The 22,384-nt window shown below is 60.9% G+C and carries 22 protein-coding genes and 1 pseudogene; 12 read left to right on the forward strand and 11 right to left on the reverse strand.

The window, feature by feature from the left end:
- Positions 1-63 precede the first annotated feature (63 nt).
- Complete coding sequence (locus AAEZ09_RS24935) at positions 64-858, reverse strand: substrate-binding periplasmic protein (protein WP_350601185.1); 795 nt, start codon at positions 856-858, stop codon at positions 64-66.
- A gap of 88 nt (positions 859-946) precedes the next feature.
- The gene (locus AAEZ09_RS24940; protein WP_045058118.1) at positions 947-1,573 is read right to left on the reverse strand and encodes a TetR/AcrR family transcriptional regulator; all 627 of its coding nucleotides are present in this window, start codon (positions 1,571-1,573) and stop codon (positions 947-949) included.
- 227 nt (positions 1,574-1,800) lie between these two features.
- Here AAEZ09_RS24940 and AAEZ09_RS24945 point away from each other — a divergent pair, with 227 nt between their 5' ends.
- The 8 genes from AAEZ09_RS24945 (at position 1,801) to ppnP (ending at position 11,116) form a co-directional block, all read left to right on the forward strand.
- Entirely contained in the window at positions 1,801-3,591 is a 1,791-nt protein-coding gene (locus tag AAEZ09_RS24945; protein ID WP_350601207.1) for an acyclic terpene utilization AtuA family protein, read from the forward strand.
- Between the two features lie 12 nt (positions 3,592-3,603).
- Positions 3,604-4,473, forward strand: a complete 870-nt coding sequence (locus AAEZ09_RS24950) for an SDR family oxidoreductase (protein ID WP_205892158.1) — start codon at positions 3,604-3,606, stop codon at positions 4,471-4,473.
- A 3-nt stretch (positions 4,474-4,476) separates the two neighbouring features.
- Positions 4,477-6,093, forward strand: coding sequence for a geranyl-CoA carboxylase subunit beta (gene atuC / locus AAEZ09_RS24955; RefSeq protein ID WP_350601187.1), 1,617 nt, complete (start codon positions 4,477-4,479; stop codon positions 6,091-6,093).
- A gap of 24 nt (positions 6,094-6,117) precedes the next feature.
- Complete coding sequence (gene atuD / locus AAEZ09_RS24960; protein WP_350601189.1) at positions 6,118-7,275, forward strand: citronellyl-CoA dehydrogenase; 1,158 nt, start codon at positions 6,118-6,120, stop codon at positions 7,273-7,275.
- The gene (locus AAEZ09_RS24965; RefSeq protein ID WP_045058113.1) at positions 7,272-8,069 is read left to right on the forward strand and encodes an enoyl-CoA hydratase/isomerase family protein; all 798 of its coding nucleotides are present in this window, start codon (positions 7,272-7,274) and stop codon (positions 8,067-8,069) included. The genes atuD and AAEZ09_RS24965 overlap by 4 nt, the downstream gene beginning before the upstream one ends.
- 117 nt (positions 8,070-8,186) lie before the next feature.
- Positions 8,187-10,148 (forward strand): acetyl/propionyl/methylcrotonyl-CoA carboxylase subunit alpha, encoded by a 1,962-nt coding sequence (locus AAEZ09_RS24970; RefSeq protein ID WP_350601190.1) that lies wholly within the window; start codon positions 8,187-8,189, stop codon positions 10,146-10,148.
- A gap of 71 nt (positions 10,149-10,219) precedes the next feature.
- Positions 10,220-10,762, forward strand: coding sequence for a 3'-5' exonuclease (locus tag AAEZ09_RS24975; protein WP_045058111.1), 543 nt, complete (start codon positions 10,220-10,222; stop codon positions 10,760-10,762).
- A gap of 69 nt (positions 10,763-10,831) precedes the next feature.
- Entirely contained in the window at positions 10,832-11,116 is a 285-nt protein-coding gene (gene ppnP, locus AAEZ09_RS24980; protein WP_045058110.1) for a pyrimidine/purine nucleoside phosphorylase, read from the forward strand.
- A gap of 68 nt (positions 11,117-11,184) precedes the next feature.
- On the opposite strand, the gene AAEZ09_RS24985 is transcribed toward ppnP, so the two are convergent.
- Together AAEZ09_RS24985 and AAEZ09_RS24990 are read right to left on the reverse strand one after the other, a co-directional pair.
- Positions 11,185-11,991, reverse strand: a complete 807-nt coding sequence (locus AAEZ09_RS24985; RefSeq protein ID WP_350601191.1) for an MOSC domain-containing protein — start codon at positions 11,989-11,991, stop codon at positions 11,185-11,187.
- A 76-nt stretch (positions 11,992-12,067) separates the two neighbouring features.
- Positions 12,068-13,003 (reverse strand): chemotaxis protein CheV, encoded by a 936-nt coding sequence (locus tag AAEZ09_RS24990; protein ID WP_350601193.1) that lies wholly within the window; start codon positions 13,001-13,003, stop codon positions 12,068-12,070.
- A 260-nt stretch (positions 13,004-13,263) separates the two neighbouring features.
- Between AAEZ09_RS24990 and AAEZ09_RS24995 the strand changes: the two are divergent.
- Positions 13,264-13,470, forward strand: a pseudogene (locus AAEZ09_RS24995) (response regulator transcription factor); the annotation flags it as partial.
- Here AAEZ09_RS24995 and yegS read toward each other — a convergent pair.
- From yegS to moaB, 3 genes are all read right to left on the reverse strand, one after another.
- Entirely contained in the window at positions 13,454-14,371 is a 918-nt protein-coding gene (gene yegS, locus AAEZ09_RS25000; protein WP_350601194.1) for a lipid kinase YegS, read from the reverse strand. The pseudogene AAEZ09_RS24995 and the gene yegS overlap by 17 nt on opposite strands.
- A gap of 175 nt (positions 14,372-14,546) precedes the next feature.
- Positions 14,547-15,734, reverse strand: coding sequence for a molybdopterin molybdotransferase MoeA (locus AAEZ09_RS25005; protein ID WP_350601208.1), 1,188 nt, complete (start codon positions 15,732-15,734; stop codon positions 14,547-14,549).
- 22 nt (positions 15,735-15,756) lie between these two features.
- The gene (gene moaB / locus AAEZ09_RS25010) at positions 15,757-16,296 is read right to left on the reverse strand and encodes a molybdenum cofactor biosynthesis protein B (protein WP_045058105.1); all 540 of its coding nucleotides are present in this window, start codon (positions 16,294-16,296) and stop codon (positions 15,757-15,759) included.
- An 80-nt stretch (positions 16,297-16,376) separates the two neighbouring features.
- On the opposite strand from moaB, the gene mobA reads away from it, so the two are divergent.
- Together mobA and AAEZ09_RS25020 are read left to right on the forward strand one after the other, a co-directional pair.
- Entirely contained in the window at positions 16,377-16,979 is a 603-nt protein-coding gene (gene mobA, locus AAEZ09_RS25015) for a molybdenum cofactor guanylyltransferase MobA (RefSeq protein WP_045058104.1), read from the forward strand.
- A gap of 77 nt (positions 16,980-17,056) precedes the next feature.
- Complete coding sequence (locus AAEZ09_RS25020; RefSeq protein ID WP_045058103.1) at positions 17,057-17,278, forward strand: YgdI/YgdR family lipoprotein; 222 nt, start codon at positions 17,057-17,059, stop codon at positions 17,276-17,278.
- 68 nt (positions 17,279-17,346) lie between these two features.
- Here AAEZ09_RS25020 and AAEZ09_RS25025 read toward each other — a convergent pair whose 3' ends face one another.
- The 3 genes from AAEZ09_RS25025 to AAEZ09_RS25035 form a co-directional block, all read right to left on the reverse strand.
- Complete coding sequence (locus tag AAEZ09_RS25025; RefSeq protein ID WP_045058102.1) at positions 17,347-18,237, reverse strand: pseudouridine synthase; 891 nt, start codon at positions 18,235-18,237, stop codon at positions 17,347-17,349.
- Between the two features lie 71 nt (positions 18,238-18,308).
- Positions 18,309-18,626 carry a transcriptional regulator gene (locus AAEZ09_RS25030; protein WP_122841352.1) on the reverse strand — a complete coding sequence of 106 codons (318 nt, stop codon included), beginning with the start codon at positions 18,624-18,626 and terminating at the stop codon, positions 18,309-18,311.
- Positions 18,627-18,755: 129 nt separating this feature from the next.
- A complete protein-coding gene (locus AAEZ09_RS25035; RefSeq protein ID WP_045058100.1) occupies positions 18,756-18,992 on the reverse strand; it encodes a glutaredoxin family protein in 237 nt (78 codons plus the stop codon).
- A 205-nt stretch (positions 18,993-19,197) separates the two neighbouring features.
- On the opposite strand from AAEZ09_RS25035, the gene AAEZ09_RS25040 reads away from it, so the two are divergent.
- Positions 19,198-20,910, forward strand: coding sequence for a cation:proton antiporter (locus AAEZ09_RS25040; protein ID WP_350601197.1), 1,713 nt, complete (start codon positions 19,198-19,200; stop codon positions 20,908-20,910).
- Position 20,911: 1 nt separating this feature from the next.
- Here AAEZ09_RS25040 and AAEZ09_RS25045 read toward each other — a convergent pair whose 3' ends face one another.
- Positions 20,912-22,120, reverse strand: a complete 1,209-nt coding sequence (locus AAEZ09_RS25045) for an ammonium transporter (RefSeq protein WP_350601198.1) — start codon at positions 22,118-22,120, stop codon at positions 20,912-20,914.
- Positions 22,121-22,384 lie beyond the last annotated feature (264 nt).

A 22,384-nucleotide genomic window follows, 5' to 3' on the forward strand; every position in this document is an offset into this window, starting at 1 on the left:
GGTGACGTGAGCCGATCAGGGAAATTTAACCGAAGACAGAAAATACCCGACGTGCGATCCCCATCAGTCCCCAGGAACAGGGACCACGGCGATTTGGTACGGCGCAAAAATTTTCATCATCTGGCCGCTCTCCCGCAACCCTTGCAGCAATTTGCCAAAGGCTTCACCGCTGATGGGTGCCGCAGGACGAAGGATTGCGTAATGGTGATAGACCTGGTCCACCCGCTGGGACACCAGCAACTGAGCGGCGACTTTTGCGTTGCGCAGGAGGTAATCGCTCAGGTACGACCGCGTGACCAACGCGATGTCCGCACGGCCGCGCAGCACCATGAGCAAATTGCTGTCATGGGAATAGGTCAGCGAGGCGTTGTAGCGTTGCGCAAGTATTTTGGGGTCGGCATCGAAGTTGGCGAACTCGTAGTGATACCCACTGAAAAGTGCCAAACGTTTGCCGGCAAGTTCGGCAAAATAGTCTTGCTGGCGGTCCGGCAGCTGTTGCGCGACGAAAATCTCGGCATCTTCCAGGCCCATGTCGACCGTAACATGTGGAATGTCCTTCCAGCCCCAATCAGGATTCTCGAAGATCGCCATGTCCACCCGGCCTTGCTTGAAATCACCAAAGCGGCGGGGAATCGAAGTTGGCACCAGGACAAACTGGTAGTCATGCTGGGCAACATTCAATGCTTCGACCAGCTGTGGCAGCAAGCCAGTGTCGGCCCCCATTTCCGGACGCACAGTGTAGGGAGGGAAATGCGCCGCTCCGACTCGAACCAGCTGTGCCGCCTGGGAAGGCAGTAACCATAATGCGGGAAGCGCCGCCAGTAAAAACCGGAAGGCCGTCCGTGTTGGCGAGGACATCAAAACAACCTACTCCCGAAAATTACGCGCTATGCATTCAAGCTAGGCGGTTTCGCCCGATTAGCCAGAGGCTACTGGCAAATCACCACTACCGTGGCTCTTTCAATACCATGATAAGGGCTTCGTCCGCCAGTTGATCCAGGCTCATGCTGCCGCCGGCACGAAACCAGGTGGTGGTCCAGGACAGCGCCCCCGTCAGGAAACGACGCGTGATAAACACATCGCCGCCAATCAAACCGGCGTCCTTGGCCTCTCCCAGCACCTGCAACCATAGCTCTTCGTAGATATCGCGCAGGGCCAGCACCTGCGCCTGGCCCTCCTCGGATAACGACCGCCATTCGTAGACCAGCACGGCCATGGCCTCGCCGCTGCCCCCCATGATCGATTGCAGTTCGCAACGAATCAGCGCCAGCACCCGCTCACGCACGCTTGCGGCGTCACCGAGGGCGGCACGCATGAGCGCCGTGTTGTAGCGGATGGTTTCCTCCATCACTGCGCGCAGGATGTCGTCCTTGCTTTTGAAGTGATGAAAAATACTGCCGGACTGTATGCCCACGGCGCCGGCCAGGTCGCGCACGGTGGTGCGCTCGTAGCCTTTATTGCGAAACAGGTGGGCGGCCACTTGCAGCAGTTTGCCGCGGGCGCTGTCCGGGTCGGTCAACTGGCCGCTGTCGACCAGTTCGCGCATGACGCCCAGGGCTTTTTGCTCGTCCACCCATTCTCTCCTACAGTCGATCAATCCAGATGCGCCGCTCGCCGCTGAAACCGCGGGCTTGCGCGGGCAATTTAAGCTGGCGCCGGCAACCAAGCAAGCGCTCGGGAAGAAGATATTTCAAGGCATTTACAAACCAAGCGCTTGCTTGGTAGTCTCGAATCGCGAATCAGCAGTCTCGCAGCGGTAGTCTCCCAATACTGTCGACGGAGGTGAGCATGAAGCCAACTGTGCCGGAAACCATTCGCATCGGGTGCGCCAGCGCGTTCTGGGGCGACACTTCGACGGCCGCGGCGCAGCTGGTGGAAGGGGGAAGCCTGGACTATCTGGTGTTCGACTACCTGGCAGAAATCACCCTGTCGATCATGGCCGGAGCGCGGATGAAAGATCCCCAGGCCGGTTATGCCAGCGATTTCGTCGAAGTTCTCACTCCGCTGCTCACGCAACTCGCCGAGCAAGGCATTCGGGTGATCAGCAACGCCGGCGGGATCAATCCACAAGCCTGCGCTGCGACCCTGCAAGCTGCTTGCGACAAGGCCGGGGTGGGGTTGAAAATTGCAGTGTTGCTGGGCGACGACCTGCAACCGCAGCTCAAGCAGCTCAGGACCCTCGGCATCCAGGAGATGTTCAGTGGCGCGCCGTTGCCGGCGATGTGCGTCTCGACGAACGCTTACCTCGGTGCACCTGGCATCGTCGAAGCCTTGCGCCTGGGGGCGGATATCATCATCACCGGGCGGGTGGTCGACAGTGCCGTGGTCAGCGCCGCCCTGGTGCATGAGTTCGGCTGGTCGTGGCAAGACTACGACAAACTCGCCCAGGCCGCCCTCGCCGGCCACATCATCGAATGCGGAGCCCAATGCACCGGGGGCAACTTCACCGACTGGCGTGAGGTGCCAGACTACGAACACATCGGTTTCCCCATCGTCGAAGTCAGCCGCGACAGCCAGTTTATCGTCAGCAAACCCGAAGGCTCCGGCGGCCTGGTGACGCCGCTGACCGTGGGCGAACAGATGCTCTATGAAATCGGCGACCCGCAAGCCTACCTGCTGCCTGATGTGGTGTGTGATTTCACCCGGGTCAGGCTCGTGCAACAGGGTAAAAACCGGGTTCAGGTGCACGGCGCCAAGGGCCTGCCACCCACTGACCAGTACAAGGTCAGCGCCACCTTCCTCGACGGTTTTCGCTGCACTGCCAGTTGTCTGATCGCCGGGATCGATGCGGTCGACAAGGCCCGACGCGTCAGCGCCGCGATTATCAACAAAACCTCGGACATCTTCAGCCAGCGCGGCTGGTTGCCCTACAGCGAGGTCAATGTCGAACTGCTCGGCAGCGAAGCCACCTACGGTTCTCACGGTCAGCGCCAGGACACCCGCGAGGTGGTGATCAAGCTGGCGGTGAGGCATCCGGACAAACAGGCGTTGATCCTGTTCTCCCGGGAAATAGCCCAGGCCGCGACCGGCATGGCGCCAGGGTTGACCGGGATAGTCGGTGGGCGACCGACGGTGTACCCGCTGATCCGCCTGTTCTCATTCCTGATCGATAAATCCGCGTGCACCCTGGGTATTCACTTCGACGGTCAGCGCCATCGCTGTGCCCTGCCCGCCATCGCCACGCTCGACACCCAGGACTTGCCGGTGCCGCTCGACCCGCCCAAACCGGTCGGCCTGGCCGACGCCAGCGTCGAGCTGGTCAAGCTGGCGGTTGCGCGCTCCGGGGACAAGGGCAACCACAGCAATATCGGGGTCATGGCCCGCGAAGCAGAGTACCTGCCGTGGATCGCCGAAGCCTTGACCCCGGAGGTGCTGGTCGACTGGATGAGCCATGTTCTCGACCCGGTATACGGGCGAGTCGAGCGCTGGTACCTGCCGGCCACCCACAGCCTGAACTTCCTGCTGGAGAACGCCCTCGGCGGCGGTGGCGTGGCCAGTCTGCGCATCGACCCGCAAGGCAAGGCGTTCGCCCAGCAGTTGCTGGAAATCCAGATACCGGTGCCGCAAAGCATCGCCGACCAGGTCAACTAGAGGACTGTCACCGTGGCCTACGATTCGATTTTCAAAGCCGGCTTGTTTACCGGGCAAAACATCATCGTGACCGGTGGCGGCAGCGGCATCGGCCGTTGCACCGCCCATGAACTGGCGGCATTGGGTGCCCATGTACTGCTGGTGGGGCGCAACGCGGCCAAGCTGGAGAACGTCGCCGGCGAGATAACCGCAGATGGCGGCCAGGCCGACTGGGTCGTGTGCGATATCCGTGAGGAAGAAACGGTGCGGCATATTGTCAGCGAATTGATCCGCGAGCATGGCCCCATCCACGGCCTGGTCAACAATGCTGGTGGGCAGTTCCCCTCAGCGCTGGCCTCAATCAACCAGAAGGGTTTCGAGACCGTGATGCGCACCAACCTGGTGGGCGGTTTCCTGATGGCCAGGGAAGTGTTCAATCAATCCATGAGCAAGCACGGCGGCTCGATCGTCAACATGCTCGCCGACATGTGGGGCGGCATGCCGGGCATGGGCCATTCCGGCGCCTCGCGCTCGGGCATGGACAACCTGACAAAAACGGCGGCATTCGAATGGGGGTACGCTGGCGTGCGGGTCAACGCGGTGGCGCCCGGCTGGATCGCTTCAAGTGGCATGGACACTTACGAGGGTGCGTTCAAGGCAGTGATTCCGACCCTGCGCGAGCATGTACCGCTCAAGCGCATCGGCACCGAATCGGAAGTCAGCGCGGCGATCGTTTTCCTGCTCAGCCCGGCGGCGACATTCATTAGCGGCAGCACCCTGCGCATCGATGGCGCGGCGAGTCTAGGCGGGCGGGCGTGGCCCATGCACAAGGCGCACAACAGCGAGTCGTACAACGGCTTTCACCGAGCGTACCTGCCCGAAGTACTTCAGGACAAGGACTAAGCCATGCCGGTCATACAGTCCCAGGTCGACCCCTTCAGCCAACAATTCGCGCAGAACCATGCCGCAATGCTGACGGGTATCGAGCAGGTGCGTCAGCTCGAACAGAATCTTCTGAACAAGGCTGCCGAGGCAAAATCCAGGTTCGACCAGCGCGGGCAATTGCTGCCCCGGGAACGTCTCAACCTGCTACTGGATCCCGGCGCGCCTTTTCTTGAATTGGCGAGTCTGGCCGGTTACAAGCTGCACGATGACAAGGATGGCCATTCGGCGGGTGGCGGCCTGATCGCCGGCATCGGTTACGTGTCGGGTGCGCGCGTGCTGGTGGTGGCGAACAACAGCGCGATCAAAGGCGGGACCATTTCCCCAAGTGGTCTGAAAAAATCCCTGCGCCTGCAGCAGATCGCCATGGAGAACAAACTGCCGGTCATTACCCTGGCCGAAAGCGGTGGTGCCAACCTCAATTATGCGGCGGAGATTTTTGTCGAAGGCGCACGCAGCTTTGCCAATCAGGCCCGGATGTCGGCCATGGGCTTGCCGCAGATTACCGTGGTGCACGGCTCGGCCACAGCGGGCGGTGCTTATCAGCCCGGCCTCTCCGATTACGTGGTGGTGGTGCGCGGCAAGGCCAAGCTGTTTCTGGCCGGGCCGCCACTGCTCAAGGCGGCCACGGGCGAGATCGCCACCGATGAGGAGCTTGGCGGTGCCGAGATGCACGCACAAGTGGCAGGTACGGCGGAGTACCTGGCGGAAAACGATGCCGACGGCGTGCGCCAGGTGCGCGAGATTCTGCGCCTGCTGCCATGGAACGCACGCCTGGCCATGCCCCCTCGGCCATCGTTCGAAGAACCTCTATACCCCATCGACGAGTTGCTCGGGCTGATCCCCGACGACGCGAAAAAACCCTACGACGCGCGGGAGATCATTGCGCGGATCGCCGACGGGTCGAATTTCCTCGAGTTCAAGGGCGAGTACGATCAGCAGACAATCTGCGGGCATTTGCAGATCCAGGGTCGCGCCTGCGGCTTCATCGGCAACAACGGCCCGATCACGCCCAGGGGGGCGAGCAAGGCGGCGCAATTCATTCAGCTGTGTGACCAGAGCCAGACGCCGCTGCTGTTCTTTCACAACACCACCGGGTTCATGGTCGGCACCGAGTCGGAACAGCAAGGCGTGATCAAACACGGTGCGAAGATGATCCAGGCAGTCGCCAACGCCCGCGTGCCCAAATTGACCATCGTCGTCGGCGGTTCCTACGGCGCCGGCAACTATGCCATGTGCGGTCGCGGCCTCGATCCGCGCTTCATCTTCGCCTGGCCCAACAGCCGCACGGCGGTCATGGGTGGCGCCCAGGCGGGCAAGGTACTGCGCATTGTCACCGAGGCCAAACAACTCAAGGATGGCCTGGTGCCCGATCCGAAAATGCTCGACATGCTGGAGCAGGTCACTGCGCAGAAACTCGACGGCCAGTCCACTGCCCTGTATGGCAGCGCCAACTTGTGGGACGACGGCCTGATCGATCCGCGCGACACCCGGACCTTGCTCGGCTACCTGCTGGACATCTGCCACGAGGCCGAAGTGCGGCCATTGCACGCCAACAGTTTTGGTGTAGCCCGCTTCTAAAGGGCGATCAGGAGAACAATAAAAATGATCTTCACCCAGGAACACGAAGCACTGCGCCGCACGGTCCGCCAATTCGTCGACAACGAGATCAATCCCCACGTCGACGAATGGGAAAAAGCCGGGCGTTTTCCCATTCACCAGCTCTTTCGCAAGGCCGGCGAACTGGGCCTGCTGGGAATTTCCAAACCGGAGAAGTTTGGCGGCATGGGGCTGGACTACAGCTACTCGATCGTCGCGGCCGAGGAGTTCGGCACCATTCACTGCGGCGGTATTCCGATGTCCATCGGTGTACAGACCGACATGTGCACGCCGGCGTTGGCGCGTTTTGGTAGCGACGAACTGCGGGAAGAATTTCTGCGCCCGGCGATCACTGGTGAGCAGGTCGGTTGCATCGGCGTGTCGGAGGTCGGAGCCGGTTCTGACGTCGCCGGGCTCAAAACCAGCGCACGCAAGGATGGCGACGATTATGTGATCAACGGCAGCAAAATGTGGATCACCAACTCACCGAGCGCCGATTTCATCTGTTTGCTGGCCAACACTTCGGACGACAAGCCGCACATCAACAAGTCGCTGATCATGGTGCCCATGAATACTCCGGGCATCAGCCTCAGCTCGCACCTGGACAAGCTCGGCATGCGCAGTTCGGAAACCGCCCAGGTGTTTTTTGACAATGTGCGTATACCGCAGCGCAACCGCATTGGCCACGAAGGGGCGGGCTTCATGATGCAGATGCTGCAGTTCCAGGAAGAACGCCTGTTCGGTGCGGCCAACATGCTCAAGGGCCTGGAGCACTGCGTCGACAGCACGATCGAGTACTGCAAGGAACGCAAGACTTTTGGCAATGCGCTGATCGACAACCAGGTGATTCACTTTCGCCTGGCCGAACTGCAAACCGAAATCGAGTGCCTGCGGGCGCTGGTCTATCAGGCCACCGAGCAATACATCAAGGGCCAGGACGTCACCCGCCTGGCGTCGATGGCCAAGCTCAAGGCCGGGCGCCTGGGGCGTGAAGTCAGCGACAGCTGCCTGCAATACTGGGGCGGCATGGGCTTCATGTGGGACAACCCCGTGGCACGGGCCTATCGGGATGTGCGCCTGGTGTCGATCGGCGGGGGCGCCGACGAAATCATGTTGGGGATCATCTGCAAACTCATGGGCATCCTGCCAGGGAAGAAGAAATGAACCGCTTGCCGGTATGCCAGACGTTGCTGCTCGAATTGCATAACGGCGTGCTGCACGTCACGCTCAATCGCCCGGAAAGTCGCAACGCCATGAGCTTGCAAATGGTTGCCGAACTGCGAGGCTTGTTGGCGAGCGTGCGCGAGGACCAAGCCATTCGGGCATTGGTGATCGGCGGCGCCGGGGGGCATTTTTGCGCCGGCGGCGACATCAAGGATATGGCCAACGCCCGAACTCAAGGCCCGGAGGGGTTTCGTGAGCTGAATCGGGCGTTTGGTGCGCTGCTGCAGGAAGTGCAGCACGCGCCGCAAGTGGTGATCACGGTGCTGCAGGGCGCAGTACTGGGCGGTGGCCTGGGGCTGGCGTGCGTGAGCGATGTCGCGCTGGCGGATCACCAGGCGCAGTTCGGTTTGCCGGAAACCAGCCTCGGAGTCCTGCCGGCGCAGATCGCCCCGTTCGTGGTCCAGCGCATTGGCTTGACGCAAGCACGGCGCCTGGCGCTGACGGCCGCGCGATTTGATGGCACCCAGGCGCGACAGATCGGCCTGGTGCACTTCGTCGAGCATGACGCCCAGGCCCTGGCCGAGCGGCTCGATGAAGTGCTGGCCCATGTGCTGCGTTGCGCGCCGGGAGCGAATGCACTGACCAAGCGTCTGTTGCTGGCCAGTGCCGGACAGCCGACTGATGCCTTGCTGGATGAAGCGGCGCAATGGTTCAGCGACGCAGTGACCGGGCCTGAAGGAGTCGAGGGGACTATGGCTTTCGTGCAAAAACGTAAACCAGGATGGGCTCTGTGACAGCATCGCAGGCAAGCCAGCTCCCACAGGGTTCGTCAACGCCACAGATCCCCTGTGGGAGCGGGCTTGCTCGCGTAGAGGCCCGAAAATCCACCGTGTAACCAGAGCGAAGACTCCATGCCCTCCTTCAACAAAATCCTGGTCGCCAACCGCGGTGAAATCGCCTGTCGCATCCAGCGCACCGCCCAAGCCCTCGGCTATCGCACCGTCGCCGTCTTCAGTGACGCCGACGCCGACGCATTGCACGTGCGCATGGCCGATGAGGCCGTGAACATCGGCCCGGCCCCGGTGCAACAGTCTTACCTGAGCATTGCGGCGATCATCGACGCCGCGCGCCGCACGGGTGCCGACGCCATTCACCCGGGCTATGGTTTCCTCTCGGAAAACGCCAAATTTGCCCTCGCCTGCCGGGAGGCCGGCCTGACCTTTATTGGCCCGAGCCCCGAAGCCATAGAACTGATGGGCAGTAAACGGCTGTCGAAAATCGCCATGCTTGCCGCAGGAGTGCCCTGTATCGATGGCTATCAGGGCGCTGAACAGGACGACGCGAGCCTCGGTCGTGAAGCCGCGCGCCTGGGTTATCCACTGATGATCAAGGCCAGTGCCGGAGGCGGCGGTCGCGGCATGCGCCTGGTACAGGATGCAAGTGACCTGCTGGCGCAGATTCACACCGCACGTTCCGAAGCGTTGAACGGTTTTGGCAGCGATGAGTTGATCCTGGAACAGGCGCTGATCGATCCTCGGCATGTCGAGGTGCAACTGTTTGGCGACGAGCACGGCAACCTGATTTACCTCGGGGAGCGCGACTGTTCGATTCAACGCCGCCATCAGAAAGTCATCGAGGAAGCGCCCTGCCCGGTGATGACCGAAGCCTTGCGCCAGGCCATGGGAGAAGCGGCGCTCAAGGCCGGCCGCGCGGTGAATTACGTCGGCACCGGGACCGTGGAGTTCCTGCTGGACCGGCAAGGGCGGTTTTACTTCCTGGAAATGAACACCCGTCTGCAAGTCGAGCACCCGGTGACCGAAATGATCACCGGCCTCGATTTGGTGGCGTGGCAGTTGCTGGTCGCGCAAGGACTGCCGCTGCCGTTGCGCCAGGACCAAGTGCAGCTCACCGGTCATGCCATGGAAGTGCGCTTGTACGCCGAAGACCCAACCCAGGGCTTTTTACCGCAAACCGGACGTGTCGGGGTATGGGAGCCCGTCTTGCAAAGCACTGTGCGGATCGACCACGGCTTGATTGCGGGCCAGAATATCAGCCCGTTCTACGACCCGATGCTCGGCAAAATCATCGCCCACGGCGCCACCCGCGAGGAAGCCCGGCGCAAGCTGGTGCGCGCCGTGCAGGACAGCGTGCTGCTGGGCGTGCAGACCAATCAGGCGCTACTGGCGCGCCTGTTGGAACATCCACAGTTCGTCAGCGGTGAATTTAACACCGGGTTCATCGCGACCCATTTCGCCGATCACGACTGTTTGCGCCCGCGGGTGCCGAGCGCTGCAGAACTGGCGATCGCAGCCGCACTGTTCCATCACCATTCGGCCCGGGTGCATGCCGGGCCGCTGGCCGGCTGGCGCAGCAATGCCAGCGTACCCCTGCTCTATCGCCTGGGCCTGGCGGAACAGGACTGGGCCGTGGAGTTGAATGGGCTTGCAGGACAACCCTACCGGGTACACATCGCCGGCCAGGCCCTGACCCTGAACGTGATCGAATGCGACGGCTGTTGGGCCATCCTGGACATCGACGGCATTCGCCAGCGTCATGCCTACCGTCTCGAAGCCGACCGCCTGTGGCTGTTCACCCGTCCCGGCAGCCTGTGCCTGGAAGACCGCACGCAAGCACCGGTCAGCGCGCAGGCCAGTATCAGCTCCGGCACCCTCAAGGCACCGATGGATGGCGCCATCGTCGACGTACTGGTCAGCGAGGGCAGCCCCGTGCACAAAGGCCAACTGCTGGTGGTGCTGGAGGCCATGAAAATGGAGCATCCGCTGAAGTCCGGCATCGACGGCGTGCTCAAGCGCCTGCAGGTCAGTGTCGGCGACCAGGTGAAAAATCGGCAGATTTTGCTCGAGGTCGAATAAGCCGCTAGGCGGAACCGCAGGGTTTGGCTACGCTCAAAGCCTATCAGGACGCGGATACCAGGAAACCTGCGATGCCCCATTGGCTGGTCATTGATCTTGAAGCCACCACCGATGAGGGTGGTTGGCCAGTAACGGAAATGGAAATCATCGAAATCGGTGCCACCCTGGTGGATCGCCAAGGTCGCGAGCTCGATCATTTCCAGCGTTTCGTACGGCCGCTACGCCGTCCCTTGCTGACGCCGTTCTGCCGCGAACTGACGCACATCACCCAGGCCAACATCGACGCCGCGCAGCCCCTGGACGAAGTCTGGGCTGCCTTCGAGCGCTGGCTCGGCCAGCATGAATCACGCCTGGAGGGCTGGGCCAGCTGGGGCGACTACGATCGCCAGCAGCTGGTACAGGAGTGGCAACGCCTGCAACTCGACAGCCTGCTCGGTCGGGTGCCGCACATGAACCTCAAGCAGCGCTTCGCCAAGGTGCGCAGGCTGGAACGCCCGCTGGGCCTCAACGGCGCCCTGCAACTGGCGGGCATGCAGTTCACCGGGCAACAACATCGGGCACTCGAGGACGCACGCAATACAGCGCGCCTGTTGCCGCTGATTCTCCCCGCCTAGAGTGGTGACGGCGCACAGGGGCTTGTGCATACTGGCCGGCCCTTTTAAGCCCTTTTCGAGGAATCGCCCATGTTTAAAGTCAACGAGTACTTCGACGGCACCGTCAAGTCCATCGCCTTCGGCACTGCAGAAGGTCCGGCGACTATCGGCGTCATGGCACCGGGCGAGTATGAATTCGGCACCAGCCAGCGTGAAATCATGCATGTCGTCAGCGGCGCACTGACCGTCAAGCTGCCAGACAGCACCGACTGGGAAACCTTCGCTGCAGGCAGCCAGTTCAATGTGCCAGCTAACAGCAAGTTCCAGCTGAAAGTGGCTGTAGATACCGCTTACCTGTGTGAATACCGCGGCTAAAACCACGGGTTTTCATAGCGAAAAAAATGCCCGGGCATCTGACCCGGGCATTTTTATTTCCAACGCCGTTATTCGAGCACCGTCACTGGCATGCCGACTTCCAGCCGGCCATTGCCGTCGTTCACCAGGTTCTGGCCGAACATCGCGCCGTCAGCCTGGGCCCGGTATTTCTGCAAGGTGGCCAAGGGTTCACGGTCTTCGCTGCGTTGACCGGTCTGTGGATCGATCGTGGTCAGGATGCAGCGCGAACAGGGCTTGACCACCCGGAACTCGACATCACCGATGCGAATGCGCTTCCAGCCGTCCTCGGCAAATGCGTCACTGCCTTCGATGACCAGGTTGGGTCGAAAGCGCTGCATTTCCAGCGGGCGCCCGACCCGTTGCGACAGGTCTTGCAGGGACGCCTGGCCGATCAGCAACAGCGGAAAGCCGTCGGCGAAAGCCACTTGATCATCGTCCTTGCCATAGCCGGACTGGGTCGTACGGGCACGATCGAGGGGGATTTGTACCAGTCGAGTAGGTTTGCCTATGAACTCGCTGACCCAGGCACCCGCCTCGTCTCCGGCATCGGGTACGCGCAGGCTGTCGCGAAAGATGGTCACTCCGCGCAGTTCGGCATCGCCGCCAGGCAGGGGTATATCAATGGTCGAATGCCCCGGAGCACTAAGCGTCAGGCCGCCCTGGGCATTCCACAAGGCGGACAACTGGCTCATCGTTGCCACCGCACGCTGGGTGAGGAAGCGGCCGGTGGCTTCGTCCACCAGCATCCAGCGTCGATCACCGTCCACGCCCAGTTTGTCCAGGCTGACCTGTTGCAGGGCCTCGCCTTTGCCGGATTTCAGGGGGTAACGGTAGAGTGCGCTCAGATGCAGCATGGCCAGGTTCCTGAGGGGAAAACGTCACCCTATACGAGCTTGGGGCCTGAATCAAAGAACGGGTGTCTGGCGTTGATCAAACCGGTACTTCATCCAGCATCAATCGCTGGCGCACCACATCAACCAGCTTGTCCGGCTGGAATTTGGACAGAAAATTGTCACAACCCACCTTCTTCACCATCGACTCGTTGAAACTGCCGGACAACGACGTATGCAGCACCACGTAAAGCCCGCGCAAGCGCGGATCGTTGCGAATTTCGGTGGTCAGGCGGTAGCCGTCCATTTCCGGCATCTCGGCGTCAGTGAATACCATCAGCAACTTGTCGGTCATGTTCTCCCCTGTATCGGCCCAGGCCTTGAGCATCCTCAAGGCCTTGAGACCATCGCTGGCGATATGCATCTTTACGCCCAACTGGCCCAGGGTGTCGCGCAATTGCGCCAAGGCCACGTTTGAGTCATCCACCAGCAACACTTCACGGCCCCTTGCGCGCTCAAGCACCGGGTCCTCGAGTTTCTCGCGAGACACTTTGGCATTGTACGGGACGATTTCCGCCAGGACTTTCTCGACATCGATGATTTCCACCAACTGGTCATCAACCTTGCTGATCGCAGTCAGGTAGTGCTGGCGGCCGGCGCTGGTCGGTGGAGGCAGGATGGCTTCCCAGTTCATGTTCACGATCCGATCTACGCCACTGACCAGGAATGCCTGCACCGAGCGGTTGTATTCGGTGACGATGATCGTGCTGGTCGGCCCCGGAACCAATGGCCGCATGCCGATAGCCTGGGACAAGTCGATCACTGGCAGGGTCTGACCCCGCAAATTGACCACGCCGCAGACGAATGGGTGGCGCTGGGGCATCAGGGTCAGCTTTGGCAACTGCAACACTTCCTGGACCTTGAACACGTTGATCGCAAACAGTTGCCGGCCTGTCAGGCGGAACATGAGGATTTCGAGGCGATTCTCACCCACCAGTTGCGTGCGTTTATCTACCGTGTCGAGAATGCCGGCCATTATGACTCCTGGGCTTGTACGGGTGAGTTCATTAAAACGGTTTATCGGCTGCCAACGGCAGACCTTGACCCCTTGATTAAGATGCCCCGCTCCTGTGCCCGACCGAATACGCGGACGCCATCCGCAACAGCAGGAGCGCAGCCGCTCTTGGCCAAAACGGAGGAATGCCTGAGTCACTTGCAACCTGATCAGCAACGACAACGATGCGATCGATTGATCTTGTCGATGCACACCGACCCGGCAACAGGCCCAAATCAGTGACCCACAACCTGACGGCGCGCCAGCTGGAAATCCTGCGCCTGATCGTTCGCGGCAAATCCACCCGGGAAATCGCCAGCGGCCTTGGGCTGAGCATCAAGACCGTGGAAACCCATCGCTCGCAGATCATGAAGCGCTTGCAGATCTACGACGTGGCCGGGCTGGTCCTGTTTGCCGTGCGTGAGCGGATCATCAGTCTGGATGATTAACGATCGTCGAACCGCTCAACAAGGGTGAGTTCGCCGGCAGATGCACTCGAAGGGCTGCCGGGCGCGCCGCGAAGCGCAGGTTGTCGCCTTCCAGTGGCTCGCCATCAAGGTTGATGTAGAGCCCTTCCGAAACCTTGATTTCGACCCAGGGCAAGCGGGCGCGCACGAACATGTTGTCCAGACCGAAGCCATCGGCCAGCAGGTTCTTCAGGGTGCCGACCACTTCCTGGGGTGCAGGCAGAATGCTGATATCAAGCAAACCATCGTCAGCCAGTGCTTCGGGGCACAGGACGTGCCCGCCACCGGCCTGTCGACCATTGCCAATGCCCAGTGCCAGGAGCTCGCCGCTCCAGTGGAAATCAGGCCCCTGCAACTCGCCGTAGGCGGCGTGCAACTCGCTGAAACGCGACAATCCGGTAAACAGATAGGCAGCTCCACCGAGCACTTTTTTCAGGTCTTCCGACGTGTTGGCGGTGACCTGGCTACCGAAACCACCCGTGGCCATGTTCAAGAAAACTTGCGAGCCGGCTTCGCCCAGGTCAATGGCACTGGCCGGAGCATCCAGTAGCTCCAATGCGGGCCCAGGTTCCAGCGGTACCCCGGCGGCGCGTGCAAAATCATTCGCGGTGCCCAAGGGCATCAGCACCAGGCTGGCATCTGCCGAGTGATTGGCGATTGCTTCGGCGATATCGCGCAGAGTGCCATCTCCGCCCCCGGCGATAATCTGCACATAACCGGCATCCAGTGCCTCATCGACCAGCCGCTGGGCATCGCCAGCCTCCCAGGTCACCCGTACAGCCAGGTCCCAGCCCTGCTGCCGTTTCTCTTCAACTGCGTTACGCACCGCTTCGTTGAGCGCTTGCTTGCCGTGCAGAATTAACAGCGCTTTGCGTTCGCTCATGGCAGTCACTCCCAGGATTGGATTCCGTATGGCAGATGTTGACCGCGCCCACGGCCAAAAAAGCCGTAAAAAAAACCAAATATTTAAGCGAGGCCAGAGGCGAGTCCTACAGCGGTGACCATGCTGGCCCGGTGACCGGGTGCAACACGCACCCGTTAGTTGCCGGCCACAGGTGTCAGCCCAGGACTTCACTCAGTGGAATGAACCCGACAAGCTCGCCTTCGACCAGCGTGCGATCCTCCCGCACCTCAACCAGTCCCTCGGCCCACGCTGCACTGCGTAACACACCGGAGCTCTGGTTCTTGTAGATGATCGCCCGGCCGTTCTCCAGACGCCCTCGCAGGTACTCTCGACGATTGCCTGCCATCGGCCAGTCGAAACCCGCCGGCACCTGGAACTTCAGGGGTTCTACGTCCTGCACGCCTTGACGGCGCAAGAGATAAGGCCGGGTCAACAACGCAAAGGTCACCAGGGTCGAGGCCGGATTACCTGGCAGACCGATCACCGGCACCCCGCGAAAGTGCCCGAAGGTCAGCGGTTTTCCAGGCTTGATGGCGAGTTTCCATAGCGTCAGCTCACCCTCCTCGCGCAAGGCAATTCCAAGAAAGTCAGCCTCACCCACCGAGACGCCTCCGGTGGAAAGGATCAGGTCAACGTCGTTGAGCTCGCCGAGGCGAGCGCGGGTAGTGGGCAGGTCGTCGGGGAGAATACCGGCGTCGATCACCTCGCAACCCAGGCGCTGCAACCAGCTGCACAGCAGCACCCGGTTGCTGTTGTAGATTTGCCCCGGGCCGAGGGGCTGACCGGGCTCGATCAGTTCATCACCGGTGGAAAGCACCGCAACGCGAACCTTGCGAATGACTTCCAGCTCCGCGCAGCCCAGTGATGCCGCCAGGCCCTGTTCGATCGGGCCCAAGCGAGTCCCGGCCACCAGCACCTGTTCTCCGGCAGTGGTTTCCTGGCCCTGGGGACGGATGTTTTGCCCCACTTTCAGACTTTGGGTGAACGCTACTCGCCCGTCCGGCTGGACCTCGGCGTTTTCCTGCATCTCGACGCAGTCGGCACCCGCCGGCACTGGTGCACCGGTGAAAATTCGCGCACACGTACCGGACTGCAGGGGCTGCGGCGCGTTACCGGCGAAAATCTTCTGGCTAACCACCAGCGCTTCGCCGGTCCAGTCGCCCAAGCGCAACGCATAGCCGTCCATGGCGCTGTTCGGCCAGGGCGGCAAATCCAGGGTTGAGATCAAGTCCTCGGCCAGAACGCGGCCCTGCACCTCGGCCAGGGGCAAGCGTTCACGCTGCAGAATAGGCGTGGCGCCAGCCATTTCCAGCAGGCGTGCCAGTGCGGCTTCGACCGGCATCAAAGTGCCGGTCTTGCCGGACTTACCCGCGGGATTCACAGGGAGCCGCCTGTTTCAGGTGAGTCACGAAGTTGCACGGGCGGTGCCGCGAGTCCAACTGTTCGGCGAGGATGCCATCCCACCCGGTACGTACTGCATTGGTCGAACCCGGCAGGCAGCAGACCAGCGTGCCATTGGCCAGGCCGGCCAGCGCACGGGATTGCACAGTGGAAGTGCCGATGTCGGCTACGGAAATTTGCCGAAACAGCTCGCCAAATCCGTCAACCTGCTTGTCCAGCAGGCAGCTCACCGCTTCCGGCGTGCTGTCGCGGCCGGTGAAACCGGTGCCGCCAGTGATCAGTACGACCTGCACGACATCTTCGGCAATCCAGTGGGCGACTTGCGCTCGAATTTTGTACAGATCATCTTTGAGCAGTACCCGCTCGGCCAGGCGATGCCCGGCAGCGCTCAGGCGGTCGACGAAGACCTGGCCAGAAGTGTCGGTTTCCAGGGTACGGGTGTCGCTGACCGTGAGCACCGCAATGTTCAGCGGCGCGAAAGGTACATCAGCCTTGGCTTTCATAGGCTCGTCCAGTTGTAGGAAAAACAGGCCGGTGTTATATCACAGCCCTCACTTTTTTCGCCGCCCCATGAAGGCTCGCCATGACCCTCGAGACCCAACTGCCGCCCTGCTCCATTCTGCTCCTGGCCGGCGGTCGCGGCCAACGCATGGGGGGGCAGGACAAAGGGTTGCTGGACTGGCACGGCGAGCCGCTGATTGCGCATCTGCACCGCAAGACCCGGCCACTGAGCGATGACCTGATTATTTCCTGCAATCGCAATCTGGACAAATACGCACCCTATGCCGACCGCCTGGTGCATGACGATGAAGGGGATTTCCCGGGGCCCCTGGCCGGGATTCGCGCAGGCCTGCAGGCCGCACGGCACCGCTTCATGATGGTCTTGCCGTGTGATGTGCCGCGCATTGATGCCGCGCTGCTGCAGGCCATGCGCGAAACCGCCAGCCGGCATCCCGAAAAACCCTTGATGCTGCGCCATGGCGAGCATTGGGAACCGCTGTTATGCATCATCCCCGCGGAACTCTGCCAGGCATTCGATGAGGCTTGGAGTGAGGGGGAACGCAGTCCCGGCCGGATAATGCGCAAACTGGGTGCGATCGCCCTGCAATGCCCCGAAAACGACCCGCGGCTGGCCAACCTGAATACCCCGGAGCTGTTAAGCAGCCACGGCACTGTGTCAGACTGACACTAGCCAAGGAACTTGCGCGCGTTGTACACGTCTACAAGATCAGTAACCAAAGAATTCATATCGGAGACACACTCATGACTCAACGGACCCTCGCCACTTTCATGCTCGCACTGGGCCTTGCGACCCTTGCCGGTTGCTCTTCGCCTACCGTGATCACCTTGAATGACGGTCGCGAAATCCAGGCTGTTGACGCACCAAAGTATGATGAAGATTCCGGTTTCTACGAGTTCCAGCAACTCGACGGTAAAGAAACCCGCATCAACAAGGATCAGGTTCGTACCGTTAAAGAGCTGTAATCTTTACGGCATAGCCCGATACAGAAAAGCCCGCTTCTGCGGGCTTTTTCATGCCTGCAATACCGTCATCACCAGTCCAGAAACAGCGAGCTTTCAAAACAACGCTCCTGCCCGGTGAGCGGGTCCACGAAACGCAAGCCCTGGGCCAGCAGCTTCAAGGGATTGGCATAATCATCGACGACGTCCTTGAGCACCTGGGGATAGAACGGATCATTACAGATGCCCGCGCCCAGGGCGGCCATGTGCACGCGCAGCTGATGTTTCTTGCCCGTGACCGGGTACAGCGCATAACGCCAGAGGTCGCCATTCTTTTCCCTAACGTCCACGGCTGTCTCGGTATTGGTCGCGCCGGGACCTTCCTGCATGCGGAAAAAAGGTTCGCCCTCCACCAGCCGACTTTTGTGCACCAGCGGGAAACACAGCCCGGGCAACGCAGGAGCAATAGCTTCGTAGCGTTTTTCGATCTGCCGGGTCGGGAACAGGGACTGGTAGGCCGAGCGGCTGTCAGGATGGGCTGAAAACAGCACGAGGCCCGCTGTGTGGCGATCAATGCGATGCAGGGGCACCAGATGCGGATTATCCAGCCGATGGATCAACCTGCGTAGCAGGGTTTGCTCGACGTATTCACCGGCAGGCGTTACTGGCAGGAAGTGCGGCTTGTCCGCCACCACCAGATGCTCATCTGCGTACAGGATCGACTCGACCACCGGAATCGGTTTTTCATCCGCGACTTCCCGAAAATAATGAATGCGCAGACCTTCCTTGTACGGCAAGTCGAGGGGGATAGGTTGCCCAAAACCATCCAGGACACGACCGCGGGCGATGCGGTCGAGCCATTGCTCGCGGCCGATGGCACTGAAATGCTCGCACAGGCAGTCGAGCACGGTCTGCCACGCACCCGGGGGCAGATACAGAGTACTGGCTTGAGTGCGCGCAGCACAAAACGATGAAGTGGACATAAGAACGCTCTGACCCCTAATGCAGGTCAGCATTATCCTGCAGCGGCCAGAACGATCCTAGAAGAGATTACTCATGCCGGTATCCGGTCGCGGGCGGCGGCCTCGGTGAACTCCTTGAGCCAGCGCAACACGTCGACCGCCTCCCACCGGCCAGGGTCATACAATGCGTACAGCAAGCCCTGGTAACCGACCACATCCAGCTGCCGGTGATACCCCGCGCGCTGGAACAAAGCTTCGATTTCGGCGAAACAGGTGTTGAAATGCAGTTTGTTGAAGGGGGTCTTCCCTTCGGTCACCAGGCCGTCCAGGCGCAGTTCGAGAACGGCCTCTCGCACCACGTCCGCCGACATGCGGTTCACGCTGTTCTTCAACTGTTCGACATTGACCATGACTCATCCTCTGACTCGCAGGATCGCCCGCAAGACAGGCCATCCGAATAACTGTATACACATACAGTAACCGAATCAGCGAGCTTTCGCCAACGGATCAATCGGGCAGAGCGATAAGTGGAGCGCTGTTCAACGCAAAAAAGCCACTACCTGCTCGGCATCGAATGGCCAGTCCAGCTCCGCTCCAGTATCCACGCGGCGCAGCACCGGAATTCGCAACCCGTAGTCCTCGACCCAGTCTTCGTTCTCGGCAATGTCGATCAGCTCGACCAGCAAACCGTGCTCGACCAGGGGCATCAACTCTTCTTCGGCAAGTTCACACAGATGGCAACCAAGGGTGCCGAACAGCTGGCATTCAGGAGGCATGGCGAGGGGCCCAGGCAAAGTAGGGGTTCATTCTAGGCCCACGATTCAAGTCAGTCGAGACGAAGCCTGCAGCCCCTGGGCAATGGCGGTTCGAGGGACCTGGCAATCCCCTGACTCAAATCATTCCCGGCAAATGCCATATGAGTGATGCTCGGTATTTTTTTGCCTCTACGCTTCATTAGCCAACTTCAAATTCGGAGAGTCCGTGTTCGCCAATCTGCTGATCATCCTCGCCTCCTCACTGGTGGTGATTGCGCTGTTCCAGCGACTGCGCCTGCCGCCGGTCCTGGGCTACCTGTGCGTAGGGCTGATGATCGGACCCACTGCGTTCAATTGGGTCAATGAAAGCGAAGAGCTGCCCGATCTCGCCGAGCTGGGCGTGGTGTTCCTGCTATTTTCCCTGGGGCTGGAATTTTCCCTGTCGAAAATGCTGGCACTGCGACAGGTGGTGTTCGGCCTTGGCAGCCTGCAAGTGCTGATATGTGCGGTATTGCTGGGAAGCCTGCTGATGCTGTTCGGCATGCCGGGTATACCTGCGCTGTTACTGGGTGCGGGGCTGGCCCTGTCATCCACCGCCATCGTCAGCAAGGAGCTTGGCAGCCTTGGTGAAATATTCAGCAGCCACGGCCAGAACGCCATCGCAGTGCTGTTGTTCCAGGACGTGGTCGCCGTTCTGTTGCTGACACTGGTGCCCGTGTTTGCAGGCAGTAGCGAGCAACCCTGGTACTGGGCGCTGCCCATGACGCTGGGCAAAACCCTGGTGTTGTTTGTCGGCTTGCTGATGGCCAGCCGCTGGCTGTTGCCGCGGTTATTCCATGAGGTGGCGGCGGCTCGCTCCGCAGAGCTGTTTGTGCTGCTGGCGCTGGTGATTGTCCTGCTCACCGCGTGGCTGACCCACCTGCTAGGCCTGTCGCCTGCACTGGGGGCGTTTCTCGCCGGCATGTTGCTGGGGGAAAGCCACTACCGCCATCAGATCGAGGCTGACATCCGCCCCTTCCGCGACATCCTCCTGGGATTGTTTTTTGTCAGCATCGGCATGTTGATCGACTTGCAGCTATTTGCCAGCCATGGCCTGCTGATCCTGGGGTTGACGCTGGCGTTGCTGCTGATCAAGGGCAGCGTTGTCGCGCTGCTGGTCAAATGGCGTGGCAGTGACACCGAAACCGCCTGGCGCAGCGGCCTCGCGCTGGCCCAGGGCGGGGAGTTCTGCTTTGCGCTGATGGCGCAAATGCAAACGAGCAAAATGCTTGCGGGCGACTTCGCCGCACTGCTGCTTGCCGCCACTTTTTGCTCGATGCTGGTGACGCCCTTGCTCCTGCGCGCAGCGCCGCGTATAGCAGCGCGCTTGCATCGCAAACCTAACGAAGAAGCGCAGCTGGAACAAATCAGCGCACTCAATGCTGGCCTGGACGGTCACGTAGTCATCTGCGGATACGGCCGGGTTGGCCAGTCCATCGGCCGCTTCCTGCGCCATGAACATCAAGCCTACATTGCGCTGGACAACGACCCGGTGCGAGTACAGGAGGCCGCTGTCAGCGAACGTTGCGTGCACTACGGCGACTCCCGCCGCGGCGAACTGCTGCTCGCAGTGGGACTGGACCGCGCCCGGCTGCTGGTGATTGCCGTGGACCGGGCCGACATTGCCATGCTCATCCTCAAGCAGGCGCGCGTGCTCAACTCGAGCGTGCCGATCCTGGTGCGCACTCGCGATGACAGCCAGCTCGCCGAATTGAATGCAGCAGGGGCCAGCGAGGTCGTCCCGGAACTGCTGGAATCGAGCCTGATGCTCGCCTCCCACGCGCTGATCATGCTCGGCCTGCCCGCACAACAGGTTAAGGACCGGGTAGACCAGGTTCGCAGCGATCGCTATCGCCTGTTGCACGACTTCTATCCAGGTTCGGACGACGATGAACGTTGAATCAATCCTGGCTGACCGCGCCGATCTTGTGGATCGCCAGGTCCGCACCGTGATACTCATCTTCCTGGCTCAAGCGCAGGCCATGCAGCGCCTTGATGCCGCCATAGATCGCCAGGCCGCCGAGCAGTGCCACGATTACGCCCAGCGCCGTACCGATCAACTGGCTGATCAGGTTGACGCCGCCCAGGCCGCCCAGTGCGACCTGGCCGAATATCCCGCAGGCGATCCCACCCCAAACCCCGCACAGGCCATGCAGCGGCCACACTCCCAGCACATCGTCGATGCGCCATTTGACTTGCGCGGCAGTAAAACACCAGACAAACAGCGCCCCGGCAATCGCACCGGTAACGAGAGCGCCCACCGGGTGCATCAAATCGGAACCGGCGCAGATCGCAACCAGACCGGCCAACGGCCCGTTATGCAGAAAGCCGGGGTCGTTGCGCCCGACGATCAGTGCCGCCACAGTACCGCCCACCATGGCCATCAGCGAGTTCACTGCCACCAGTCCGCTGACGTTACCCAGGGTCTGCGCGCTCATGACGTTGAACCCGAACCAACCAACGATCAGAATCCACGACCCCAACGCCAGGAACGGAATGCTCGACGGCGCGAACGCAACCAGCCGGCCGTCGCGATATCGGCCCTGCCGTGGTCCCAACAGCAACACGGCCGCCAGCGCCAGCCAGCCGCCCATGGCATGGACTACCACCGACCCGGCAAAGTCATGGAAGCTGGCGCCAAAACGCGCCAGCAGCCAGGCTTGCAGGCCGTAGTTGCCATTCCACATCATGCCTTCGAAAAACGGGTAGATGAACGCCACGATCAAAGCTGTCGCGCACAGCTGTGGTACAAACCTTGCGCGCTCGGCGATGCCCCCGGAGATGATGGCCGGGATTGCAGCAGCGAAGGTCAGCAGGAAAAAAAACTTCACCAGTCCATAACCATGATCGGCGTTCAATATCGCCGCCGGTTGCATGAAGGTGACCCCATACGAGATCCAGTAGCCTATAAAGAAATAGGCAAGGGTCGAAATGGCGAAGTCACTGAGGATTTTCGACAGCGCGTTGACCTGATTTTTCTGGCGAACCGTGCCGACCTCGAGAAAGGCGAAACCGGCATGCATGGCCAACACCATGACGGCGCCGATCAGAATGAACAACGTATTGGAGCTGTGAACCAGAGTGTTCACAGCGCTTTGCAGATTTTCCATGGGATCGGCAGACCTTAAGGCTAAAAAAGCACCAAAGCAGTTCGCGCAGAAGATTTATGCACCAAGTTGCGCCTCGGCAGGGTTCTCAAGTGAAGCCTGGGGAGCCGTTTTGGTGCGCAAGGTCATGACCTATGCGCGGGTTTCAATTATTTGAGTTATGGTTTTGCTCAAACCATGCCCAGCAACAGCGCGACGGCGCGGGCTGGCGCACCATGGCAAAGCAAAAGCTGCACCAGTCATTTGGACTGAACCTTCGCTTACCGC

Source organism: Pseudomonas sp. 65/3-MNA-CIBAN-0223 (genome assembly GCF_040310425.1).
Taxonomy (GTDB): domain Bacteria; phylum Pseudomonadota; class Gammaproteobacteria; order Pseudomonadales; family Pseudomonadaceae; genus Aquipseudomonas; species Aquipseudomonas gregormendelii.